Here is a 19161-nt window from a genome sequence, read left to right as displayed (position 1 = left end):
GCGGCCATGGTGCGCGGCGGTGCGGGGGCTATGAAAGTAGGGGAAGGTGGGTTGTGGGCGATGATCGAACGCAAGTTGTAAGGGCAACAATGCAGGCATAAAAAAACCGCTTCCGGTGAGGGAAGCGGTTTTCACACCCGCGCTATCAGAACAACTTCAACGGCGGTGCTTGTTCTTTCAACGGCTCGTTCTTCGCAGTCTGCTCGTTCCAGCCACCGCCGAGGGCCTTGTACAGGTTGACCTCGCTGGTGAGCTGCGCCAGGCGGTCGGTGATCAGCGATTGCTGGGCACTGAACAGTTGGCGCTGGGCGTCGAGGAAGGTCAGGTTGCTGTCGACACCAATGCGGTAGCGACGCTCGGCCAGGCGGTAGTAATCCTGGTTAGCCTCGACGAAGCCGCGCTGGGCATCCAGTTGCTGCTTGTAGGTCGCACGCGCGGCCAGGCCGTCGGAGACTTCCTGGAAGCCGGTCTGGATGGCCTTCTCGTAGTTGGCCACGTTGATCTCTTTCTGGATCTTCGAGTAGTCCAGGCTTGCGCGCAGGCTACCGGCGTTGAAGATCGGGATGTTGATCTGCGGGGCAAACGCCCAGGTTCCCGAACCGCCTTTGAACAGGCCACCCAGGGTAGGGCTGGCAGTACCGGCGCTGGCGGTCAGGCTGATGCTCGGGAAGAACGCCGCACGGGCCGCGCCGATGTTGGCGTTGGCGGCCTTGAGGTTGTACTCGGCTTGCACAATGTCGGGACGACGTTGCAGCAGGTCCGATGGCAACCCGGCCGGCACTTCGCTGAGCAGGTCATCGGACAGCGGCTTGCTGGCGATATTCGCCGGCAGGCCGGTGCCCAGCAGCAGGGTCAGGCTGTTTTCGTCCTGGGCCACCTGGCGGGTGTAACGCGCCAGTTGCACACGGGCGTTTTCCACCGAGGTGCGTGCCTGGCTGAGGTCGAGGGCCGAGGCCACGCCGACTTCATTGCTGCGCGAGGTGAGCTTGTAGCTTTGCTCGAACGCGGCCAGGGTGTCCTGGGTCAGCTTGAGCAGCTCCTTGTCGGCCTGCCAGGTCAGGTAGGCATTCGCCACGCTGGCCACCAGGCTGATTTGGGTGCTGCGACGTGCTTCTTCAGTGGCGAAGTACTTCTGCAGCGCTTCTTCACTGAGGCTGCGCACGCGACCGAACAGGTCCAGCTCATAAGAGCTGATCCCAAGGCCCGCCGAGTACTGGCTGGCGATGGTCGATTCGCCGGTCTGCGACAGCTTGGCCGGGGTGCGCGAACGGCTGCCGTTACCGGTGGCCGACACGGCCGGGAATAGGTCGGCACGTTGGATCTGATATTGCGCCGCATAGGCGTCGATGTTCAGCGCCGCGACACGCAGGTCACGGTTGTTCACCAACGCGGTCTGGATCAGCTGTTGCAGGGCAGGGTCATGGAAAAACTGCTTCCAGCCTTGCTCGGCAGCGGCCTGGCTCGGCGCCTGGGCCGACGAATACGCCGGCCCCTGCGGGAACTGCGCGGCCACCGGCGCTTCGGGGCGCTGATAGTCAGGTATCAGCGAGCAGCCACTGAGCACGAATGCGGTGACGGCTAGGGAAAGTAGCGACTTGCTCATTGGCCAGCCTCTTTAGGAGTTTCAGTAGTGTCTTTCTTTTTGCGTTCGCCAGCGGCGGACACGGTTGCGTAGAACAGCGGCACCCAGAAGATCGCCAGCACAGTGGCCGTGATCATACCGCCGATAACGCCGGTACCGATTGCGTGCTGGCTGCCTGAGCCGGCGCCGGTGGAGATTGCCAGCGGTAGTACGCCGAGCATGAACGCCAACGAGGTCATGATGATCGGGCGCAGACGCATACGGGACGCTTCGATAGCCGCCTCGACGATGCCTTTGCCTTGCTCGTGCAGTTCCTTGGCGAATTCCACGATGAGGATGGCGTTTTTCGCCGCCAGGCCCACCGTCACCAACAGGCCCACCTGGAAGAACACGTCGTTGGACAAGCCGCGCATGCTGGTGGCGATCAGTGCACCGATCACACCCAGTGGCACAACCAGAATCACCGCAATCGGAATCGACCAGCTTTCGTACAGTGCTGCCAGGCACAGGAACACGACCAAAAGCGACAGTGCGTACAGGGCTGGCGCCTGGGAACCGGAAAGGCGTTCTTCGTACGACAGGCCTGTCCAGGCATAACCGACACCGGCCGGCAGTTCTTTGGCAATGCGTTCGACTTCGGCCATCGCATCACCGGTACTGTAGCCCGGTGCCGGGGTACCGAGGATTTCCATCGCCGCTACACCGTTGTATCGCGAAAGTTTGGGCGAACCGTAGATCCACTGGCCCGACGAGATAGCCGACAGCGGCACCATTTTCCCGTCGTTGCTGCGCACGTACCATTTGTCCAGATCTTCAGGCGACATGCGGCTGGCGGCGTCACCTTGTACATACACCTTCTTCACGCGACCACGGTCGATGAAGTCGTTGATGTAGCTACCACCCAAGGCAATGGCCAGGGTCTGCTGGATATCGGCGAGGCTGATGCCTTGGGCACTGGCCTTCTCGTCGTCAACGGTCAGCTCGTACTGCGGCTCATCGTTCACGCCGTTAGGGCGTACGCCGGCCAGCACCTTGCTTTGTGCCGCAGCGCCCAGGAACTGGTTACGTGCAGCCATCAGCTTGTCGTGGCCGACGCCACCCTGGTCTTGCAGGAACACGTCAAAACCGGTGGCGTTACCCAGCTCCAGCACCGAAGGCGGCACGATGGCAAATACCATGGCGTCCTTGAAGGCCCCGAAGAAGTAACCCTGGGCACGCTTGGCCACTTCGAACACCGACTGGCTCGAATCCCGCTCGTCCCACGGCTTGAGCATCACGAACGCAAGACCCGAGCTCTGGCCACGGCCAGCAAAGTTGAAGCCGTTCACGGTAAACACCGATTTCACTGCCTTGCCTTCGCCTGGCTCGCCTTCCTTGTCGTTCAGCAGGAAGGCGCGCATGTCGTCGACGACTTTTTGCGTGCGCTCAGCCGAAGCACCGACCGGTGTCTGCACCTGGGCGAAGATCACACCCTGGTCTTCCTCAGGCAGGAACGCGCTTGGAATACGGGTGAACATCCAGATCATGCCGGCCAGGATCAGCGCGTACACCAGGAATGCCGGGATCTTGTGCTTGATCATGCCGCCCACGCCGCGCTCGTACTTGAGTACGCCACGGTCGAAGGTGCGGTTGAACCAGCCGAAGAAGCCGCGCTTGGGCTGGCCGTGTTTTTCCGGATCAATCGGCTTGAGCATGGTGGCGCACAACGCCGGGGTGAAGATCAGGGCAACCAGCACCGACAACGCCATCGCCGAAACGATGGTGATGGAGAACTGCCGGTAGATCACACCGGTAGAACCACCGAAGAACGCCATCGGCAGCAGTACCGCCGACAGTACCAGGGCAATACCCACCAGGGCGCCCTGGATCTGGCCCATGGACTTGATCGTTGCTTCCTTGGGCGACAGGTGCTCCTCAGCCATTACCCGTTCGACGTTTTCCACTACCACGATGGCATCGTCCACCAGCAAGCCGATGGCCAGGATCATGCCGAACATGGTCAAGGTGTTGATGGTGAAGCCGCACGCCGCCAGGATCCCGAAGGTACCCAGCAATACCACCGGTACGGTCATGGTGGTGATGATGGTGGCACGGAAGTTCTGCAGGAACAGGAACATCACCAGGAACACCAACACGATCGCTTCGACCAGGGTGTGAACCACACCGGAGATCGATTCGGTCACGACCGGCGTGGTGTCATACGGCACCACCGCCTTCATGCCTGGCGGGAAGAACGGCTCCAGGGACTTGACTGTTTCGCGGATGGCCTTGCCAGTGTCCAGTGCGTTGGCACCGGCCGCCAGCTTGATCGCCATACCCGAAGCCGGCTTGCCGTTGAACTGTGCACTGATGCTGTAGTTCTGGCCGCCCAGTTCGATGCGCGCGACGTCACCCAGGCGAACCTGGGAGCCGTCGGTGTTCACCTTCATCAGGATCTTGGCGAATTCCTCGGTGCTTTGCAGGCGCGTCTTGCCGATGATCGTGGCGTTCAGCTGGGTGCCGGGCAGGGCAGGCAGGCCGCCCAGTTGGCCGGTGGCCACCTGCACGTTCTGGGCCTTGATGGCATTGCTGACGTCCACTGGCGTGAGCTGGTAGTTGTTGAGCTTGGCCGGGTCGAGCCAGATACGCATGGCGTACTGCGAACCGAACACCTGGAAGTCACCCACCCCCGCGGTACGGGAGATCGGGTCCTGGATGTTGGACACGATGTAGTTGGAGAGGTCGTCCTTGGTCATGCTGCCGTCTTCCGACACCAGACCGATCACCATCAGGAAGTTCTTCACCGACTTGGTCACACGGATACCCTGTTGCTGCACTTCTTGCGGCAGCAGTGGGGTGGCCAGGTTCAGCTTGTTCTGTACCTGGACCTGGGCGATATCCGGGTTGGTACCCTGGTTGAACGTCACGGTGATGGTCATGCTGCCGTCGGAGTTACTGTCCGAGGAGACATAACGCAGGTTGTCGATACCGTTGAGCTGTTGCTCGATGACCTGCACCACGGTGTCCTGCACGGTTTGTGCGGACGCACCTGGGTAGGTCACCTGGATATCAATGGCCGTTGGCGCAATGGCCGGGTATTGGTTGATGGGCAACTTCAGGATCGAGAGTGCCCCGACCAGCATGATCACCAGGGCAATTACCCAGGCGAAAATGGGACGGTCGATAAAAAATTTCGACATGGATTACTCCCCTTGACCAGCAGCGGCAGCAGGCGCTGCGGCAGTACCGGCGGGTTTAGCGTTGGAGGCTTCCGTGACCTTCACCTCGGCGCCTGGCTTGACGTACTGCAAGCCTTCGGTGATGACGCGATCACCGGCATTGAGGCCTTTTTCCACCAGCCAGTAGGCACCGGCGGTACGGTTGGCAACCAGTTCACGTTGCTCGACCTTGTTGTCCTTGTTCACGATCAGCGCCGTCGGAATGCCGCGCAGGTCACGGGTCACGCCTTGTTGCGGAGCCAGGATGGCCTTGCTGTTCACACCGGCCAGCAACTGGGCGTGGACGAACATGCCCGGCAGCAGCACGTGGTCAGGGTTGGGGAACACGGCGCGCAGGGTCACGGAACCGGTGGTCTGGTCGACCGACACTTCGGAGAACTCGAGCTTGCCGTCCTGGGCGTAGGCCGTGCCGTCTTCCAGGGTCAGCTTGACCTTGGCAGCGTTGTCGCCGGCTTTTTCCAGTTGGCCACTGGCCAGGTCGCGACGCAGCTTGAGCATTTCAGCTGAAGATTGCGTGACGTCGACGTAGATCGGGTCCAGTTGCTGGATCACCGCCATGGCGTCGGCCTGGCCATTGCTGACCAGTGCGCCTTCGGTGACCGAAGAACGGCCAATACGCCCGGAGATCGGCGCGTACACCTTGGTGTAGCGCACGTTGATCTGGGCGGTTTGAACGTTTGCCTCGGCAGTCATGCGGTTGGCAACGGCGGTGTCGTATTCCTGACGGCTGACGGCCTGCTCCTCGACCAATTGCTTGTAGCGATCGGTGATGGATTTGGTCTGGGTCAGGCTCGCCTGTGCGCTTTTGAGCGTGGCTTCATACACCGACGGGTCGATCTGGTAGAGCTGTTGCCCTTCCTTCACGTCGGCGCCTTCCTTGAACAGGCGCTTGAGAATGATGCCGTTGACCTGCGGCCGAACTTCCGCAATGCGGAAGGCCGTGGTGCGGCCTGGCAGCTCGGTGGTCAGGGTATAGGCTTGCGGTTGAATGGTGACCACGCCGACCTGAGGGGTTTGAGCGGGCGGTGCCGCTTCTTCCTTTTTACATCCGCTGAGCAGCGATGCCAGGGCGACGGCAGTGACCAGAGCGGTAACAGCTGGCTTAAGTTGCATGAAGATCCTCGGGTCAGGCGCGCAGAGTGCGCACAAGAAGTGTGGAAGGGTAAAAAACAAGCCGTGAGTGGATAAGTAGCTTGCTACGCAATATACTTACGTTCATGGTTGTTTGTAAACTCTTGACAGGCTTCGCGCAATGCTGACAAAGCACCGCTGCAAGCCTCGATTCTAGTACGTTCGGCGCCCATGACGGCGTCGTCCCACAATTATTCAGATGATGGTCAAGTACCATCCACAGTGTCCTGATTGAGGTTTTACTGCCATGGTTCGTCGCACCAAAGAGGAAGCTCAGGAAACGCGCAGCCAGATTCTCCAAGCCGCCGAGCAAGCCTTTTATGAGCGTGGCGTGGCGCGCACCACCCTGGCGGACATCGCCGCGCTGGCAGGGGTGACGCGCGGGGCTATCTATTGGCATTTCAGCAATAAGTCCGATTTGCTCCAGGCCCTGCTCGACACGCTGCACGAACCGCTGGACGAACTGGCCCGGGCGAGTGAAAGCGAGGATGAAGCCGACCCGCTCGGCTGTATGCGCAAGCTGCTGATTCATCTCTACCATGAAGTGGCCCTGGACCCGAAAACCCGGCGCATCAACGAGATTCTGTTTCATAAGTGCGAGTTCACCGATGAAATGTGCGACATGCGCCGCCAACGCCAGACCCACACCCTTGAGTGCAACCTGCGCATCGGCTTGACGTTGCGTAACGCGGTCCATCGCGGGCAACTTCCAGCCACGCTGGATACCACCCGTGGGGCCGTGTGTATTCATGCGTTTATCCACGGGTTGATCGGCCAGTGGCTGCTGGTGCCTGACAGTTTTCAATTGCATCAGGACGCCGAGCGCTGGGCGGATATAGGGCTGGACATGCTGCGCCTGAGCCCCAGCCTGCGCAATTGAAACAAAATGCGTAATTGCAACCCGTTGTGTCAACAGTAAAGCCTAAAGACAGTCAATCGTCCTTCTGCCTGATTTGTGGGGTGACTTTATATACGGCCTGGCGGGCGGTTGATAGGTAGCCGGCTAAGTATTTTGTAGCGATATTGTTGCAAGGCTGTGAAGGAATGTTACCTGCGGCCCATAAAAAGCCCTGGCTCTCGAAAGCCGGGGCTTTTTTATTTCAATTGAATGCCAGGGAGGGTGGTTAGGACTTGACAGCGCTGGGCGAGTGAAGGCGGTCAAGTGCGCGGCCGCCTAGCATAAAGGTTATCCGATAACAACTGCCTGAGTAGACAGGTGTGTGGTTTTTTGTGGCTCGTTAGTGTCTGCATCCAGAGCGGGCAGCCGCAGTGGCGAAAAACCTATGTCGATGAGGAAGCAGGTTATGGGTGCGGTAAAGGTGTTTGATGAGTTCACCGTAAAGTATGACGCTGTGCACCGGGCGTATTGGACTAATACGTTGAGTGAAGACGATTTGAAGCAATGGCATGAAGCCCAGCTTAGAACAGTCTTGCGCCACGTTAAAAACAAGTCCGCTTTCTATGCCGGGCATTTGAAGGACATCAATGTCGACGGTGTCACGCTGGCGAATCTTTCGTCACTGCCTTTTACCACCAAGGACGATTTGCGCGAGTCCATGCTGGACATCCTGTCAGGCACATTGGAAGACAGTATCTATTACTACGAAACCACCGGTACCACCGGCCCAGCGACACCTTGTCCGAGGGATAAGAAGGAAAGTTATGCCAGCAACAAACAACTGGCCATGTCATATCAAGCGGTATTGGAGAAGCATTTCCCCACAGAGAAAACAGTTGTAGGCGTCATGGGACCGACCGAGGTGCATTCCTTCGGCGATACCTTGGGCGATGTCTGCCAACAACTGGGGGTCTGTAACGCCAAAATCTGGCCACATTCCCCCGTCATCGGGTACCCCAAGACGCTCCAGTTGATGAAGGATTTGCGTATTGGTGTTGTTGCGTCCGCACCTGGACTATTGCTGGCATTGGCCAAGGAAGCCGAGCGACTTGGCTTCAATCCTAGTCAGGACTTTCACTTGCGGGCGTTCATGATGAGCGGCGAATTGTGCACGCCAGCGCTGAAGAACAACTTGTATAGCCTCTGGGGCTGTGAAGCCTACAACAGCCTGTATGGCTCCCAGGAAACAATGATCATTGCCGCGGCCAACGCCAGCGATCAACTGATGCCTCACCGACTCAACTACATCATTGAAGTGCTGAATCCGCAAACGGGTGAAAGCCTGGGTGACAGTGGCGAAGGGGAGCTGTGCGTCACAATGTTGATCGATGGAGTGAAGCCGCTGATTCGCTACCGTACGGGCGACCTGGTTTGCATACAAAAAAATCCGAAGAACCCTATCGCCCATGCGCACGTCATGAAAGTGGTCGGGCGGGTCAAGGATGCGATGACGCTCAACGGTAAGGCTTTCACCGCTGGTCATATCGAGCAGGCGCTGCTTGAAGGTGTGGAGCAATGTCTGGGTTATCAGATCGTCATTAACTCCGTGAACGGCAGGGATACGGTGATCGCCAAGATGGAAATGTCCAGGTTCTATGAAGGCGACCGCAGCCAATTGACATTACTGATTCGTGAGCGTGTACGCGAACGCCTGGGCGTCGAGGCCACGATCATGGTCGTCGATGACCTGGATGATCACGTCAACCTGGGCAGTTGGTTTAGTTGGAAAGAAGCGCGAATCGTCGATCAGCGCAATCGCTAGGCTGGGTCTGCGCATGAGCATGTCCGTGAAAATCGTTTCTGCGAAAAGTGAACTGTTCCAGAAAGTCTGCGCATTAAGGTCTCGCTATATAGGTGATAACCCGGCCAACGAGGAAAGTTTTTTCGATGCCGAGGTAGTGCGCGATACCTGTTCGTACCACATGGCTTATTTCGACGGCGACGAGATAGTCGGCGCTATCCGGATAACGCCATTGGGGCATGGCATGAGCTTTGTCGAACGTGTAGTTGACGTAGGCCACTACTTTGCTCACCCCCTGGACTCATTTGATGCCAATCGGTTGGTGTTGGATGAAAAATACAGAGGGGGATTGCACTTGAGGTCATTTCTTCTGCAAACCGCCATCTGGTTGAAGGCTAATACGCACTTTCAGTACATCTCGGCTTTATGCCGTGGGCGTTTGGCTGCCCTGTATGTCGATATCGGCGGCCATGTTCTGGCTGACGATATTACCTGGACGAACCGCCAGTCATCACGGGATTACAGTTTGGTTTACCTGGAACTGGAAACCGTCTTTAACACCATCAAAGGAAAAATAGCTCATGGATAATTTTTTCAAAGAACTGGACGCGATTGTTGATAGCGGCTGGGCCAAAATCAAGAAAGGACGTTATTGGAATCACAGCCTTGAGCAGACGATGACGGTCGAGCTTTATCAGCAGGTGATGCTCCAAGTTTATCACTACACCCGTTTCAACTCGATTAATCAGGCGGCCTGTGCGTTCAGCGCGGACCCCAGTCAGACTACGTTACTTCGCTTTGTCTACAAGCATGCGCTTGAAGAATTGGGGCACGAAAAAATGGTGATTCGCGACTTGGAATCCATCGGCGCCTTGCCTGTATCACTGCCCGCGCCGCTCCCGCCTACTCAGGCGCTGATCGCTTATTTGAATGACGTCGCCATTCGTCTTGGGCCGGTCGCGCGACTGGGTTACAGCTATTGGGCGGAGGAGGTGTATGAGCATATCCAGCCGATCCTAAACAAGTTTCGCACCGACCTGGGGCTCAAGGACGAGCAGATGACATTCTTCGTCGCCCATTCGAGCATTGACGAAAAACACTCCGAAGAAGTTCGTCTTGCGATGCAACGCTCGGTGAGGACGGATGAAGAGCGGACGCTTATCAAGGAAGTCGCCCGGGTGACCCTGTACCTCACCGGTCAGTTGCTGGAAGAGTCGTTGCTCGAATACGAGCGTATCGCCGACGCGCCGCTGGCCAAGGCGTCCTGAACTGATGAAGCTGATCGTCATTGTCGGGTCAAACCGCTTGCACGGGGTCAGCAGCCAGGTGGTGTCGTTGATTCGACGCCACTTGGAGGGACGCGCCTCTGTCCAAGACCTTTGGCTGCGCGATTATCGTATCGACTATTGCGACGCTGATAACGCGTGCTCACATCGCGATTGTTTACTGCAGGACGATGTCGGCGCGATTGTCGATGAAATGGCCAGGGCCGACGCCATCCTGTATCTACCCGTCATGCATGCCTATGGTACCAACAGCCGGTTCCAGGCGTTCCTGGAACGGGTGGGTTACGGCTTTTTGCGCCCCAGGGAGCGGCCGTTGCGGGACAAGCTTGCCGCGGTGGCAGTGGTGGGGCGCCGGTACGGACATACGGCCGTGTTCAGTCAGGTGGTGCTGAACGTTCTGTTGAACAAGATGGTGCTCGTTGGCTCCGGCTTTCCAGCCACATTCAATACGCAACTGGTTCAGGACACTGAGGCGGAACAGGCTCTGCGGGAGACGCTGGATCGCCTCCTTGAACACTTTCAAAAATTGAATGCACACCCACGCCAAGGCGTGGAGCGCCTGCGTCTGCTCAAGCAAGTCCAATTTCAAACGGGATGATGAATTAATGCCTATTCGCGATTCGTTGATAGCTGTCCTGGTCGCTTTTTTATGGGGCGCCCAAGTGACAGCAGTTAAAGTTGGGGGGCAGGAACTTCCGCCAATTCTCATGGTTGCCATGCGCTTTGCCTTGATGGCGATTGTATTGGTGCCGTTTTGCGGGATTCCTAAACGCCGTGAGCTCCTTCCTGTGTTCTGGATCGCCTCGCTGGTGGGAGCTCTGCATTTCGGGCTTTTATACTGTGGCATCTCGCGGGTGGATGCCTCCACTTCTGCTGTTGCGTACCAACTGGCCACACCTTTCACGTTGCTGTTGGCTTTCGCCGTCTTGAAGGAGCGAATTGGTTTGCAGGTGGTAGTCGGGATTGTCATCGCATTGATTGGAGTGCTGACGGTGGTAGGGGGGGTTGGCCGTGGCGGTGCGTTGTCGGGGGTGTTGCTGGTGATTGTTGCGGCGTTTGTTTTTGCGGTGGGCACTGTCCTTACCAAGCGCTGGGGACCTTTCAATCCTGTGGCGATCAGCGCGTGGACAGCGTTGATTGCCGCACCGGAGTTACTGATGGTCTCCGCCGCGGTGGAGGGGGATGCATGGGGTTCGGTGCTGACTGCCAGCCCGAAAGCATGGGCTGCCGTCCTGTATACCGCTGTCAGTGGCGGGCTGATTGGGTTTGGCTTGTGGTATTGGCTTTTGGGGCGGCACCCGGTTCAGCGCCTTACGCCGTTCCTTCTATTGGTGCCAGTATTTGCAGTGGCGGTCAGCCAGGTACTTCTGCAGGAAGGTGTTTCGCTGAGCTTGGTCGTCAGTGGTGTTGCGGTTTTGGCAGGCGTTGCACTGTGCCAGGTCCGGCTACCGGCACGGCAAGTCCGCGCCGGAGATGCTCCTGTCGAATGATTGGCGAACCCGTTGAGAGGTAATGTTCGATGAATTGGCCAGGTCAGTGGGTATTGCTCGCCATGCGTAAGCAAAACCGGTTCCGCTACAGGCTTAAGGTCCGGCGGTGGAAGGGGCAAGGTTATGAGGTCGCCTACTTGCAATCGAGCAGGGTCAAGACCGGCCCTACCTTGGTGTTCCTTCATGGCCTGGGAGCCAGCAAGGACCAGTGGGGCCCTAAGCTTTACTCGTTGGTTGAGACCTGTAACTGCGTTTTCCTTGATCTTCCTGGAGAAGGCGAGTCGTCTTTCGACGGCTTGCAAAGCTATGATCCTACGGCTCAGGTGGTCCGATTAAGAGCGTTTTTCGAGGCGCATGCCTTCCCGGAGCTGGTGTTGATAGGCAGCTCTATGGGCGGCTGCATTGCCTGTCTTTATGCTGCCACTTATCCGGCAGAAGTTTGCGGTGTAATCGCGCTGGCACCTGCGGGGTTATCTTCGACACGGCTCAGTGCGGCGATGAATCAGTTTCTGGAGTCGGGCAGACACCCTTTTGGCTATCGCTGCGTTGACGAAATGCAGGCCCTGTGGGAGATGATATTCACCCGGCCGCCGAGGGTACCAGCCTTTCTGGCGAGGGCGCTGGCCAACAAGGGGGCGCAGCGCTATGAGAAAATCGGAAAAATACTAAGGGACTTCAAGGACGCCGGACTGTACCCGCTTCAATCGCGATTGGCGGACGTTCAAGCCAAGACGTTGGTGGTGTGGGGGCGCAATGATCGGGTCTTTGATGTTTCGTGCCTGCATGAGGTCCACCGGCTTTTGCCACAGGCCAGTATTTGCGTTATCGAAGATGCGGGGCATGTACCCTACCTGGAGTGTGCCGAGCAAACCCTGCAGGCTATTCAGTGGTTTCTCGCAGGGACTCAAGCGTTGCCTGACTCAGTGTGAGAGCACCTGTAAACCCTGGGTAATTGAGGTTGACCCCTATTGAACCTATGAGTAGTATCCAACGGGTATTCAGGAATCACTCCTGCAATGCCCTCAAGACACAGGAAGTCTTAAATGTACTACCGACTATCAGTGCTGAAGAGCTCCCTCGGATCGTCCTCCGAGTCCAACACTGCCCATCTTTCGGTTTTCAAAAGCAATATCTGGCGTCGCTAATCCAGCAACCGCCGGTGTCTTGCTGCCTGTTTCAGTCAAACACCCCTAATTGGTAACTCATTAATAGCCGAGCGCTATTATTCGATTTTTCGTGGCAGGTCCCGGGAAAATCGTAATAGGCGAATGGTGCGCTGAAGTTCTGTCTCTTTTTTGAGTAGGTGCTTTTGCGGGCCCGAGTGCGCGTGTGGCTGATGAGTCCTTCACATCAATAATTAACTGGTTGAACTGCCAGGCAGTTTAAGTAATCGCTCTGTGCGTTCGATTCTGCTGTGTGAGCCTGTTATCAATAAAAAGGAGTTATGTCATGCGTGGGATAACCACACCCGTGAGCGTTAAACTACATACCGAAAGTTTGAAGTGCGACCCGCTTGTTGTCTATGAAGCGGCGGCAAAAGTACTCGGTGCCGACAAAGTCTTCATTCTCGAATCGCTGTCCGGCCCCAGCCGGGATCGCAAGGCAACAATTATCGGACTAGAACCTCTATTGGCGGTAAAAATTTATGAGGGGTATGCAACACTCGAAGCCAATGAGCAACTGCTCAGTTATTTAAGAAGTGCATTGTCGGCTCAGGAAATAGTTCTGGATGACCATGGCCGTATAAACATTCGTTCGAACGATGCGGTATGGAATTTGCTGCGTGCGTTACAAACACCCTTTGAGGTTCAGCGTCAGACTCACCCCAGCCTCGCTTTTTTTGGCTACCTCTCTTATGACTGCGTTCGGTTTGTCGAGGAAATTCCCCACTTGACCGAGCAAACCAATGATTATCCGATTATTGCCTTGACCGTATTTCAGACGCTGGTTTACTTCCATTCCAATGGAACAGTGGACCTCATGGTCAACAACAGTTCCCTCTGGAAATCCCGTAGTACCGATGACTACGTTGCGCTACTGGCAGATGCCAAGGGTATCCCGGCTGATGACTCTCCGATTATTTACCCGTCGGTCACGGTCGCGCGCGATACGGTGCAAAAAGAGCAATTCCTTGGCTGGGTCGACAAGGCGCTGGAGCACATTCGCCAAGGTGATATTTATCAGATCCAATTGGGTCATGAGGTGCAGGTGGATACGCCGGTCAAACCTTTTGATGTGTACCGTGCGTTGCGCAAGAACAACCCGTCTCCTTACATGTATTTGGCCAACCTGGGGGGCGTTGACCTGATTGGCGCAAGCCCCGAGCTATTTGTTCGCATCAAGGACGATCTGATTGAGATGAGGCCCATCGCCGGCACCGTGGGCAAAACCCCTGGCATACCGTCGAGCGAGCTGATCTTAAGCATGACACGCTCTGAAAAAGAACGGGCTGAACATTTGATGCTGGTGGATTTGTGCAGGAATGACATCGGTCGTGTCTGCCAGCCAGGTTCACTTGAAGTCGATGAATTGATGTTGGTCGAAGAGTACTCGCACCTCTATCACATGGTCTCCAACGTGCGTGGCTTGTTGCGAAAAGGCTTCGATGCCTTCGACGTGATCAAGGCTTCTTTCCCCGCGGGAACCATGACCGGTGCGCCAAAAATACGTGCGATGCAGATTATCGAAAGCATGGAAAATAACCGTCGTGGAATATATGCCGGAGCAGTCGGTTTGATCGGATTCGACGGCAGCATCAATACGGCTTTATGCATTCGCTCAGCGGTTCATAAAGAAGGTACTTATTACCTGCGTGCGTCGGCAGGCGTGGTGGCCGACTCGGTTCCGGATAAAGAGTGGACCGAAACCTTCTACAAAATGGGTTCTGTCTATCGTGCGGTTACCGGCAAGGAGATGCTGCAATGAAAGTTTTCTTGATTGATGCCTATGACAGTTTTGTTTTCATTATCAGCCAGTATCTTGAACAGCTTGGACTGGAAACCCATGTGGAGCGCAATGATGTTCCAAATTTGATCGAACGTATCGAAGCGTATGCGCCAGACTTTTGTGTCTTGGGCCCAGGGCCTGGGCACCCGCAGGACGCGGGGTACATTGAAGTCATCCAAAACTTTAAAGGGCGCCTGCCGATATTGGGCGTCTGTTTGGGGCATCAAGCCATCGGTCTGGCGTTTGGCGGGGCGGTCATCCGAGCCTCGCATGTCATGCATGGCAAGATCAGCGCCATCGATAACGATGGGCTAGGTGTCTACGCCCATACAGGGGGGCGTTCGATCAAGGCGACTCGTTACCACTCGCTGATTATTGATAACGAGGGGCTACCCGGTGAACTGGCAGTAACGTCCACCTCGACCGATGATGGATACATCATGGGCGTGCGGCACGCTGACTATCCGATAGAGGGAGTCCAGTTTCACCCCGAAAGTATATTGACGGAGGACGGCCTTGGAATATTCAAGAGCTTTATAGACCAACACTGTCTCCAAGCAGGATTGTAAGCGGCGCGCAACGGGTCGCTTGTTCAGCGGCCCGTTTTTTTAACCAAGTTGTATCAAAAAAGCTTCTATGAGTGGCAGGGATTCATCGTGGATGACTTATTTAGGTATAAAAAAGAAGACGTACTCCTGAGGGTTAATTTCAAAGAAGTATTGGATGACTTTTCCGTGCTGGCCACCGACTTGCACCGACGAGATTGGGAACGCCATCTGCGCAAGGTGCTGCGTCGTATTGGCTATCAAAGCTATTTGCTGAGCTTGGGCCCTTCAACCACCAGTGACCCCTTTAACAGGATCATGACGACTTATCCTTCTGACTGGCTCAGGCGATACAAGGAGGAGAACTTCATTCAGGTGGACCCGATAATCAGGCATTGCCGCCATCACTTCGCGCCTCTTTTCTGGGGGCTGGCACGCAGACAAGCACGAGGTCGGTCCCATCAGTTCTGGACGGAGCGCGAGGGGTATGGGCTTTTGCAGGGTGTCAGTATTCCCCTGCGTTTTAACGAAATGGCCGGATCGCTCAACGTCGCTCAATGCGTGAGCTTTACCGACGATCTTGGCGATGACCTGAATGGTCCGTTAGGCAAGCTATTCATGCTGATTCCCTTCCTTCTGGAGGGCTCCCAAAAACATTTGAACGCAGTGGGTGAGCAACTCTGCAATCTGACATTAAGGGAGTCAGAAGTGCTGAAATGGTCTGGTGTGGGCAAAACGACTTGGGAAATGAGCTGCATCTTGGGATGTTCAGAGAGAACCATCAATTTTCACATTGCAAATGCGAGTCGAAAGTTGGGCTCTTTCAGCCGGCGGCAAGCCGTCGGCGTGGCGTTGGCGCAGGGACTGATCTCTCTATAGAAAATGATTCAAGAAGAGGCCGGTCATTTCAAATCATGCCAAGCGTTTCTCGCCGTCCATAAAAAGCCCCGGCTGTCGCAAGCCGGGGTTTTTTGTTCCAGTCGATCAGAGTGCCAGCGTCGGGTAGTCGATATAACCCACCGGGCCTTTACCGTAGAAGGTCTCCGGATGCGGCTCGTTCAACGGCGCATCAGCCTTCAGTCGCGCCGGCAGGTCCGGGTTGGCGATGAAAGGAATACCGAAGGCCACTGCATCCGCCTTGCCCGCCGCCAGCCAGGCATTGGCGCTGTCTTTGGTGAAACGTTCGTTGGCGATGTACGCGCCGCCGAAGGCTTTTTTCAGCTGCGGGCCAAGGCTGTCTGCGCCTTCTTTTTCACGGGAGCAGATAAAGGCGATACCGCGCTTGCCCAGTTCGCTGGCGACGTAGGTGAAGGTCTCGGCGAGGTTGTCGTCGCCCATGTCATGCGCGTCAGCACGCGGTGCCAGGTGCACGCCCACGCGGCCGGCGCCCCAGACTTCGATGGCGGCGTCGGTGACTTCCAGCAACAGGCGCGCACGGTTTTCCAAAGAGCCGCCGTACTGGTCGGTGCGCTGGTTGGTGCTGCTTTGCAGGAACTGGTCGAGCAGGTAGCCGTTGGCGCCGTGGATTTCCACGCCGTCGAAGCCTGCGGCCTTGGCGTTCTCGGCGCCGGTGCGGTAAGCGTCGACGATGTCGGCGATTTCAGCGGTTTCCAGGGCGCGCGGGGTCGGGTAGTCGGCCAATGGGCGAACCAGGCTGACGTGGCCTTTAGCCTGAACCGCACTCGGAGCCACCGGGGTTTCGCCGTTCAGGTAGGACGCGTGGGAGATGCGGCCCACATGCCACAACTGCAGGAAGATCTTGCCGCCCGCGCCATGCACGGCCTTGGTGATGTTGGCCCAGCCGCGCACCTGGTCGTTGGACCAGATGCCGGGGGTGTCCGGGTAGCCCACGCCCATCGGTGTCACGGAAGTGGCTTCGCTGAGGATCAGCCCGGCGGAGGCGCGTTGCACGTAGTACTCGGCCATCAGCGCATTGGGCACGCGGCCGGCATCCGCGCGGCAGCGGGTCAGCGGCGCCATGATGATGCGGTTCGACAGTTGCAGGTCGCCCAGTGTGATCGGATCGAAAATAGTCGTCATGGGAAAAACACCTTCTCTTTCAAGTTGATCAGTGGGTCGCGGGGGCCAGGTCGGCATTGGCGCCCTGACGGAAAGTGATCAGGGTCACCAGCAGCGCGAGAATCGCCAGTGCGGCGGCCGCCAGCGGCACGCTGGTCAGGCCGAAGCCGTGGGCAATCACGCTGCCGCCGACCCAGGCGCCGAGGGCGTTGCCAATGTTGAAGGCCCCGATGTTCAGGGTGGACACCAGGTTCGGCGCGGCCTTGCCGAAGGTCACCACGTTGATTTGCAGCGCCGGCACGGCGGCGAACGAAGCGGTGGCCCACAGGAACAGGGTGATTTCAGTCGGTATCACCGCAACGCTGGTCCAGCTCAGCACCGTGCAAACCACCGCCATGCTGATGAACACGCCGATCAAGGTGGCCGCCAGGCGCTTGTCCGCCAGTTTGCCGCCGATGATGTTGCCCACGGTGAGGCCCAGGCCGATCAGCAGCAGGGTCCAGGTCACGCCTTTGGGCGACACGCCAGTGACATCGCCCAGCAGCGGCGCGACGTAGGTAAAGAGGGTAAACATGGACGCGGCAAACAGCGCAGTCATGCTCAGTGACAACCAGATACCGGCGCCCTTGAGGGCGGCCAGTTCGGCACGCATGTCGAGTTTTTCTTCGTCACGCTTGGCGGGCAGGAAGCGAATAAGGCCGATCAAGGCGATCACGCCAATCACGGTCACGGCCCAGAAGGTCGAGCGCCAGCCGGCTTCCTGGCCCAGCGCCGTACCCAGGGGCACGCCCAGCACGTTGGCCAGGGTCAACCCGGTGAACATCAGCGCCACCGCCGACGCACGTTTGTTGGCCGGCACCAGGTTTGCCGCCACCACCGAACCAATTCCGAAGAAGGCTCCGTGGCACAACGCCGTGACCACACGGGCAAACATCAGCACGTTGTAGTCGCTTGCCAGGGCGCAGAGCAGGTTGCCGATAATGAAAATACCCATCAACGCTACCAGCGCCGCCTTGCGTGGCAGCCTGGCGGTGGCCAGTGCCATGAACGGTGCGCCGATGGCCACGCCCAAGGCGTAACCGGTGACCAGCCAGCCGGCGCCGGGAATTGACACACCCAGGTCTGCCGCCACATCGGGCAGCAAGCCCATGATGACGAACTCGGTGGTGCCGATGGCGAAGGCGCTCAGGGCCAGTATGAGTAGCGAGAGGGGCATGTACGTGTCCTTGGTGATTACGGTGCGCTGAGTTCGGTAATGAGCGCAGTCAGAAAGGCTTGGATCACTTCCTCATTGCGCTTGAAAAAGTGCCACTGTCCAGCCTTCTGGCTGCTGATCAGACCCGCACGTTGCAAGGTGGCCAGGTGGGCCGACACCGTCGACTGGGACAAGCCGCAGCGCTGGTCGATCTGCCCGGCGCAGATGCCGTATTCGTGGTTGTGCAATTGCTCGGGGAACTGCACTTTCGGGTCTTTGAGCCAGGTGAGGATGTCTCGTCGTACTGGGTGCGCCAGGGCTTTTATTATTTCGTCGAGGTCGATGGACATGGCAGGGTGCTCGGTGTCGTAAAGCGTTATATCGCGATAAGGCGAACTTTAGATCGTAATATCCCGATATACCAATATGATTTTGATCTGAGGCCAGGTCGAATCGGTATATCGGGTTATAACGATATGTTGGTGGCAGTGGTAGACTGCGCGGCATGAATTATCTCGCACATCTGCACCTGGGCGGCCAACTTCCTGCGCAATTGCTGGGTAGCCTTTATGGCGACTTCGTCAAAGGCCGCCTGCAGGGCCAGTTCAGCCCGCAAATCGAAGCGGCGATCCAGTTGCATCGCTCCATCGACCGCTTTACCGATAGCCATCCGCTGGTGGGCGAGGCCTTGTCGCGCTTCAGTCTGACCCGCCGGCGCTATGCCGGGATCGTCCTCGATGTGTTTTTTGACCATTGCCTGGCGCGGGATTGGGCGCTGTATGCCGACCAGCCTCTGGAGCGTTTCACGTCCCAGGTGTATCAGGTGTTGGCGGCTGAACCCGCGTTACCGGGGCGGCTGGCGCAGATTGCGCCGTATATGGCCGCGGATGATTGGTTGGGCTCGTACCGCGAGTTTGCGGTGATGGACCAGGTGCTGCGCGGGATTTCGCGGCGGCTGACGCAGCCTGAGGAGTTAGGATATGCGATGCAGGAGTTGCGGGTTTTATATGAGCCCCTGAGTGAGGACTTTCGACTGTTCTACCCAGAGTTGCAGAAATTTGCGCAATCTCAACTGACTACATGAGAGCTGAATGTGGGAGCTGGCTTGCC

General features: G+C 57.4%; 17 protein-coding genes. 11 read left to right on the top strand and 6 right to left on the bottom strand.

The annotated features are described in order from the left end of the window. Positions 1 to 145 precede the first annotated feature (145 nt). From adeC to MHH62_RS09125, 3 genes are read right to left on the bottom strand one after another with little or no spacing between them, the layout of a single operon-like run. Positions 146 to 1603 (bottom strand): AdeC/AdeK/OprM family multidrug efflux complex outer membrane factor, encoded by a 1458-nt coding sequence (gene adeC / locus MHH62_RS09135; RefSeq protein WP_003189337.1) that lies wholly within the window; start codon positions 1601 to 1603, stop codon positions 146 to 148. Then, positions 1600 to 4761, bottom strand: coding sequence for an efflux RND transporter permease subunit (locus tag MHH62_RS09130; protein ID WP_014717302.1), 3162 nt, complete (start codon positions 4759 to 4761; stop codon positions 1600 to 1602). Before MHH62_RS09130 ends, adeC begins: the two co-directional genes overlap by 4 nt. 3 nt (positions 4762 to 4764) lie before the next feature. Further along, complete coding sequence (locus tag MHH62_RS09125; RefSeq protein ID WP_014717303.1) at positions 4765 to 5913, bottom strand: efflux RND transporter periplasmic adaptor subunit; 1149 nt, start codon at positions 5911 to 5913, stop codon at positions 4765 to 4767. Positions 5914 to 6178: 265 nt separating this feature from the next. Here MHH62_RS09125 and MHH62_RS09120 point away from each other — a divergent pair, with 265 nt between their 5' ends. The 10 genes from MHH62_RS09120 to MHH62_RS09075 all read left to right on the top strand — a co-directional run bounded on the left by MHH62_RS09120 (position 6179) and on the right by MHH62_RS09075 (position 15716). Further along, a complete protein-coding gene (locus tag MHH62_RS09120; RefSeq protein WP_020300997.1) occupies positions 6179 to 6811 on the top strand; it encodes a TetR family transcriptional regulator in 633 nt (210 codons plus the stop codon). A 424-nt stretch (positions 6812 to 7235) separates the two neighbouring features. Beyond that, on the top strand, positions 7236 to 8591 hold the full coding sequence (locus MHH62_RS09115; protein ID WP_014717305.1) for an AMP-binding protein: 1356 nt from the start codon (positions 7236 to 7238) through the stop codon (positions 8589 to 8591). 13 nt (positions 8592 to 8604) lie between these two features. Further along, on the top strand, positions 8605 to 9159 hold the full coding sequence (locus MHH62_RS09110) for a hypothetical protein (RefSeq protein WP_019817825.1): 555 nt from the start codon (positions 8605 to 8607) through the stop codon (positions 9157 to 9159). Then, the gene (locus MHH62_RS09105; RefSeq protein ID WP_014717307.1) at positions 9152 to 9838 is read left to right on the top strand and encodes an iron-containing redox enzyme family protein; all 687 of its coding nucleotides are present in this window, start codon (positions 9152 to 9154) and stop codon (positions 9836 to 9838) included. Before MHH62_RS09110 ends, MHH62_RS09105 begins: the two co-directional genes overlap by 8 nt. Positions 9839 to 9842: 4 nt before the next feature. Next, entirely contained in the window at positions 9843 to 10454 is a 612-nt protein-coding gene (locus MHH62_RS09100; RefSeq protein WP_339232845.1) for a flavodoxin family protein, read from the top strand. A 7-nt stretch (positions 10455 to 10461) separates the two neighbouring features. Beyond that, positions 10462 to 11346, top strand: a complete 885-nt coding sequence (locus MHH62_RS09095) for an EamA family transporter (RefSeq protein WP_339232844.1) — start codon at positions 10462 to 10464, stop codon at positions 11344 to 11346. A gap of 29 nt (positions 11347 to 11375) precedes the next feature. Then, positions 11376 to 12275: an alpha/beta hydrolase gene (locus MHH62_RS09090; RefSeq protein ID WP_014717310.1), complete on the top strand. Its 900-nt coding sequence runs from the start codon at positions 11376 to 11378 to the stop codon at positions 12273 to 12275. Positions 12276 to 12795: 520 nt separating this feature from the next. Then, entirely contained in the window at positions 12796 to 14271 is a 1476-nt protein-coding gene (locus tag MHH62_RS09085) for an anthranilate synthase component I family protein (RefSeq protein WP_198833385.1), read from the top strand. After that, positions 14268 to 14861 (top strand): aminodeoxychorismate/anthranilate synthase component II, encoded by a 594-nt coding sequence (locus tag MHH62_RS09080; protein WP_014717312.1) that lies wholly within the window; start codon positions 14268 to 14270, stop codon positions 14859 to 14861. Before MHH62_RS09085 ends, MHH62_RS09080 begins: the two co-directional genes overlap by 4 nt. 87 nt (positions 14862 to 14948) lie before the next feature. After that, entirely contained in the window at positions 14949 to 15716 is a 768-nt protein-coding gene (locus tag MHH62_RS09075; protein WP_019817822.1) for an autoinducer binding domain-containing protein, read from the top strand. Between the two features lie 105 nt (positions 15717 to 15821). Here MHH62_RS09075 and MHH62_RS09070 read toward each other — a convergent pair whose 3' ends face one another. From MHH62_RS09070 to MHH62_RS09060, 3 genes are read right to left on the bottom strand one after another with little or no spacing between them, the layout of a single operon-like run. Further along, positions 15822 to 16877, bottom strand: coding sequence for an alkene reductase (locus tag MHH62_RS09070; protein ID WP_014717314.1), 1056 nt, complete (start codon positions 16875 to 16877; stop codon positions 15822 to 15824). A gap of 28 nt (positions 16878 to 16905) precedes the next feature. Continuing rightward, positions 16906 to 18072, bottom strand: coding sequence for an MFS transporter (locus tag MHH62_RS09065; protein ID WP_020300999.1), 1167 nt, complete (start codon positions 18070 to 18072; stop codon positions 16906 to 16908). Between the two features lie 17 nt (positions 18073 to 18089). Then, entirely contained in the window at positions 18090 to 18401 is a 312-nt protein-coding gene (locus MHH62_RS09060) for a helix-turn-helix transcriptional regulator (RefSeq protein ID WP_003189349.1), read from the bottom strand. A 155-nt stretch (positions 18402 to 18556) separates the two neighbouring features. On the opposite strand from MHH62_RS09060, the gene MHH62_RS09055 reads away from it, so the two are divergent. After that, positions 18557 to 19135, top strand: coding sequence for an ACP phosphodiesterase (locus tag MHH62_RS09055; protein WP_014717316.1), 579 nt, complete (start codon positions 18557 to 18559; stop codon positions 19133 to 19135). Positions 19136 to 19161: the final 26 nt, after the last annotated feature.

The sequence above is a fragment of the Pseudomonas sp. FSL L8-0168 genome (genome assembly GCF_037976155.1).
GTDB classification, from domain to species: domain Bacteria; phylum Pseudomonadota; class Gammaproteobacteria; order Pseudomonadales; family Pseudomonadaceae; genus Aquipseudomonas; species Aquipseudomonas paracarnis.
Note: the sequence above shows the minus strand (reverse complement) of the source record. Positions and strands in the feature narration are given on the sequence as shown.

What these genes read in the sequence shown, in the direction of transcription:
- MHH62_RS09100 (WP_339232845.1), top strand. Translation starts at nt 9,843, where the DNA reads ATGAAGCTGATCGTCATTGTCGGGTCAAACCGCTTGCACGGGGTCAGC.
- MHH62_RS09090 (WP_014717310.1), top strand. Translation starts at nt 11,376, where the DNA reads ATGAATTGGCCAGGTCAGTGGGTATTGCTCGCCATGCGTAAGCAAAAC.
- adeC (WP_003189337.1), bottom strand. Translation starts at nt 1,603, where the DNA reads ATGAGCAAGTCGCTACTTTCCCTAGCCGTCACCGCATTCGTGCTCAGT.
- MHH62_RS09095 (WP_339232844.1), top strand. Translation starts at nt 10,462, where the DNA reads ATGCCTATTCGCGATTCGTTGATAGCTGTCCTGGTCGCTTTTTTATGG.
- MHH62_RS09110 (WP_019817825.1), top strand. Translation starts at nt 8,605, where the DNA reads ATGAGCATGTCCGTGAAAATCGTTTCTGCGAAAAGTGAACTGTTCCAG.
- MHH62_RS09080 (WP_014717312.1), top strand. Translation starts at nt 14,268, where the DNA reads ATGAAAGTTTTCTTGATTGATGCCTATGACAGTTTTGTTTTCATTATC.
- MHH62_RS09120 (WP_020300997.1), top strand. Translation starts at nt 6,179, where the DNA reads ATGGTTCGTCGCACCAAAGAGGAAGCTCAGGAAACGCGCAGCCAGATT.
- MHH62_RS09060 (WP_003189349.1), bottom strand. Translation starts at nt 18,401, where the DNA reads ATGTCCATCGACCTCGACGAAATAATAAAAGCCCTGGCGCACCCAGTA.
- MHH62_RS09070 (WP_014717314.1), bottom strand. Translation starts at nt 16,877, where the DNA reads ATGACGACTATTTTCGATCCGATCACACTGGGCGACCTGCAACTGTCG.
- MHH62_RS09065 (WP_020300999.1), bottom strand. Translation starts at nt 18,072, where the DNA reads ATGCCCCTCTCGCTACTCATACTGGCCCTGAGCGCCTTCGCCATCGGC.
- MHH62_RS09115 (WP_014717305.1), top strand. Translation starts at nt 7,236, where the DNA reads ATGGGTGCGGTAAAGGTGTTTGATGAGTTCACCGTAAAGTATGACGCT.
- MHH62_RS09085 (WP_198833385.1), top strand. Translation starts at nt 12,796, where the DNA reads ATGCGTGGGATAACCACACCCGTGAGCGTTAAACTACATACCGAAAGT.
- MHH62_RS09055 (WP_014717316.1), top strand. Translation starts at nt 18,557, where the DNA reads ATGAATTATCTCGCACATCTGCACCTGGGCGGCCAACTTCCTGCGCAA.
- MHH62_RS09130 (WP_014717302.1), bottom strand. Translation starts at nt 4,761, where the DNA reads ATGTCGAAATTTTTTATCGACCGTCCCATTTTCGCCTGGGTAATTGCC.
- MHH62_RS09125 (WP_014717303.1), bottom strand. Translation starts at nt 5,913, where the DNA reads ATGCAACTTAAGCCAGCTGTTACCGCTCTGGTCACTGCCGTCGCCCTG.
- MHH62_RS09105 (WP_014717307.1), top strand. Translation starts at nt 9,152, where the DNA reads ATGGATAATTTTTTCAAAGAACTGGACGCGATTGTTGATAGCGGCTGG.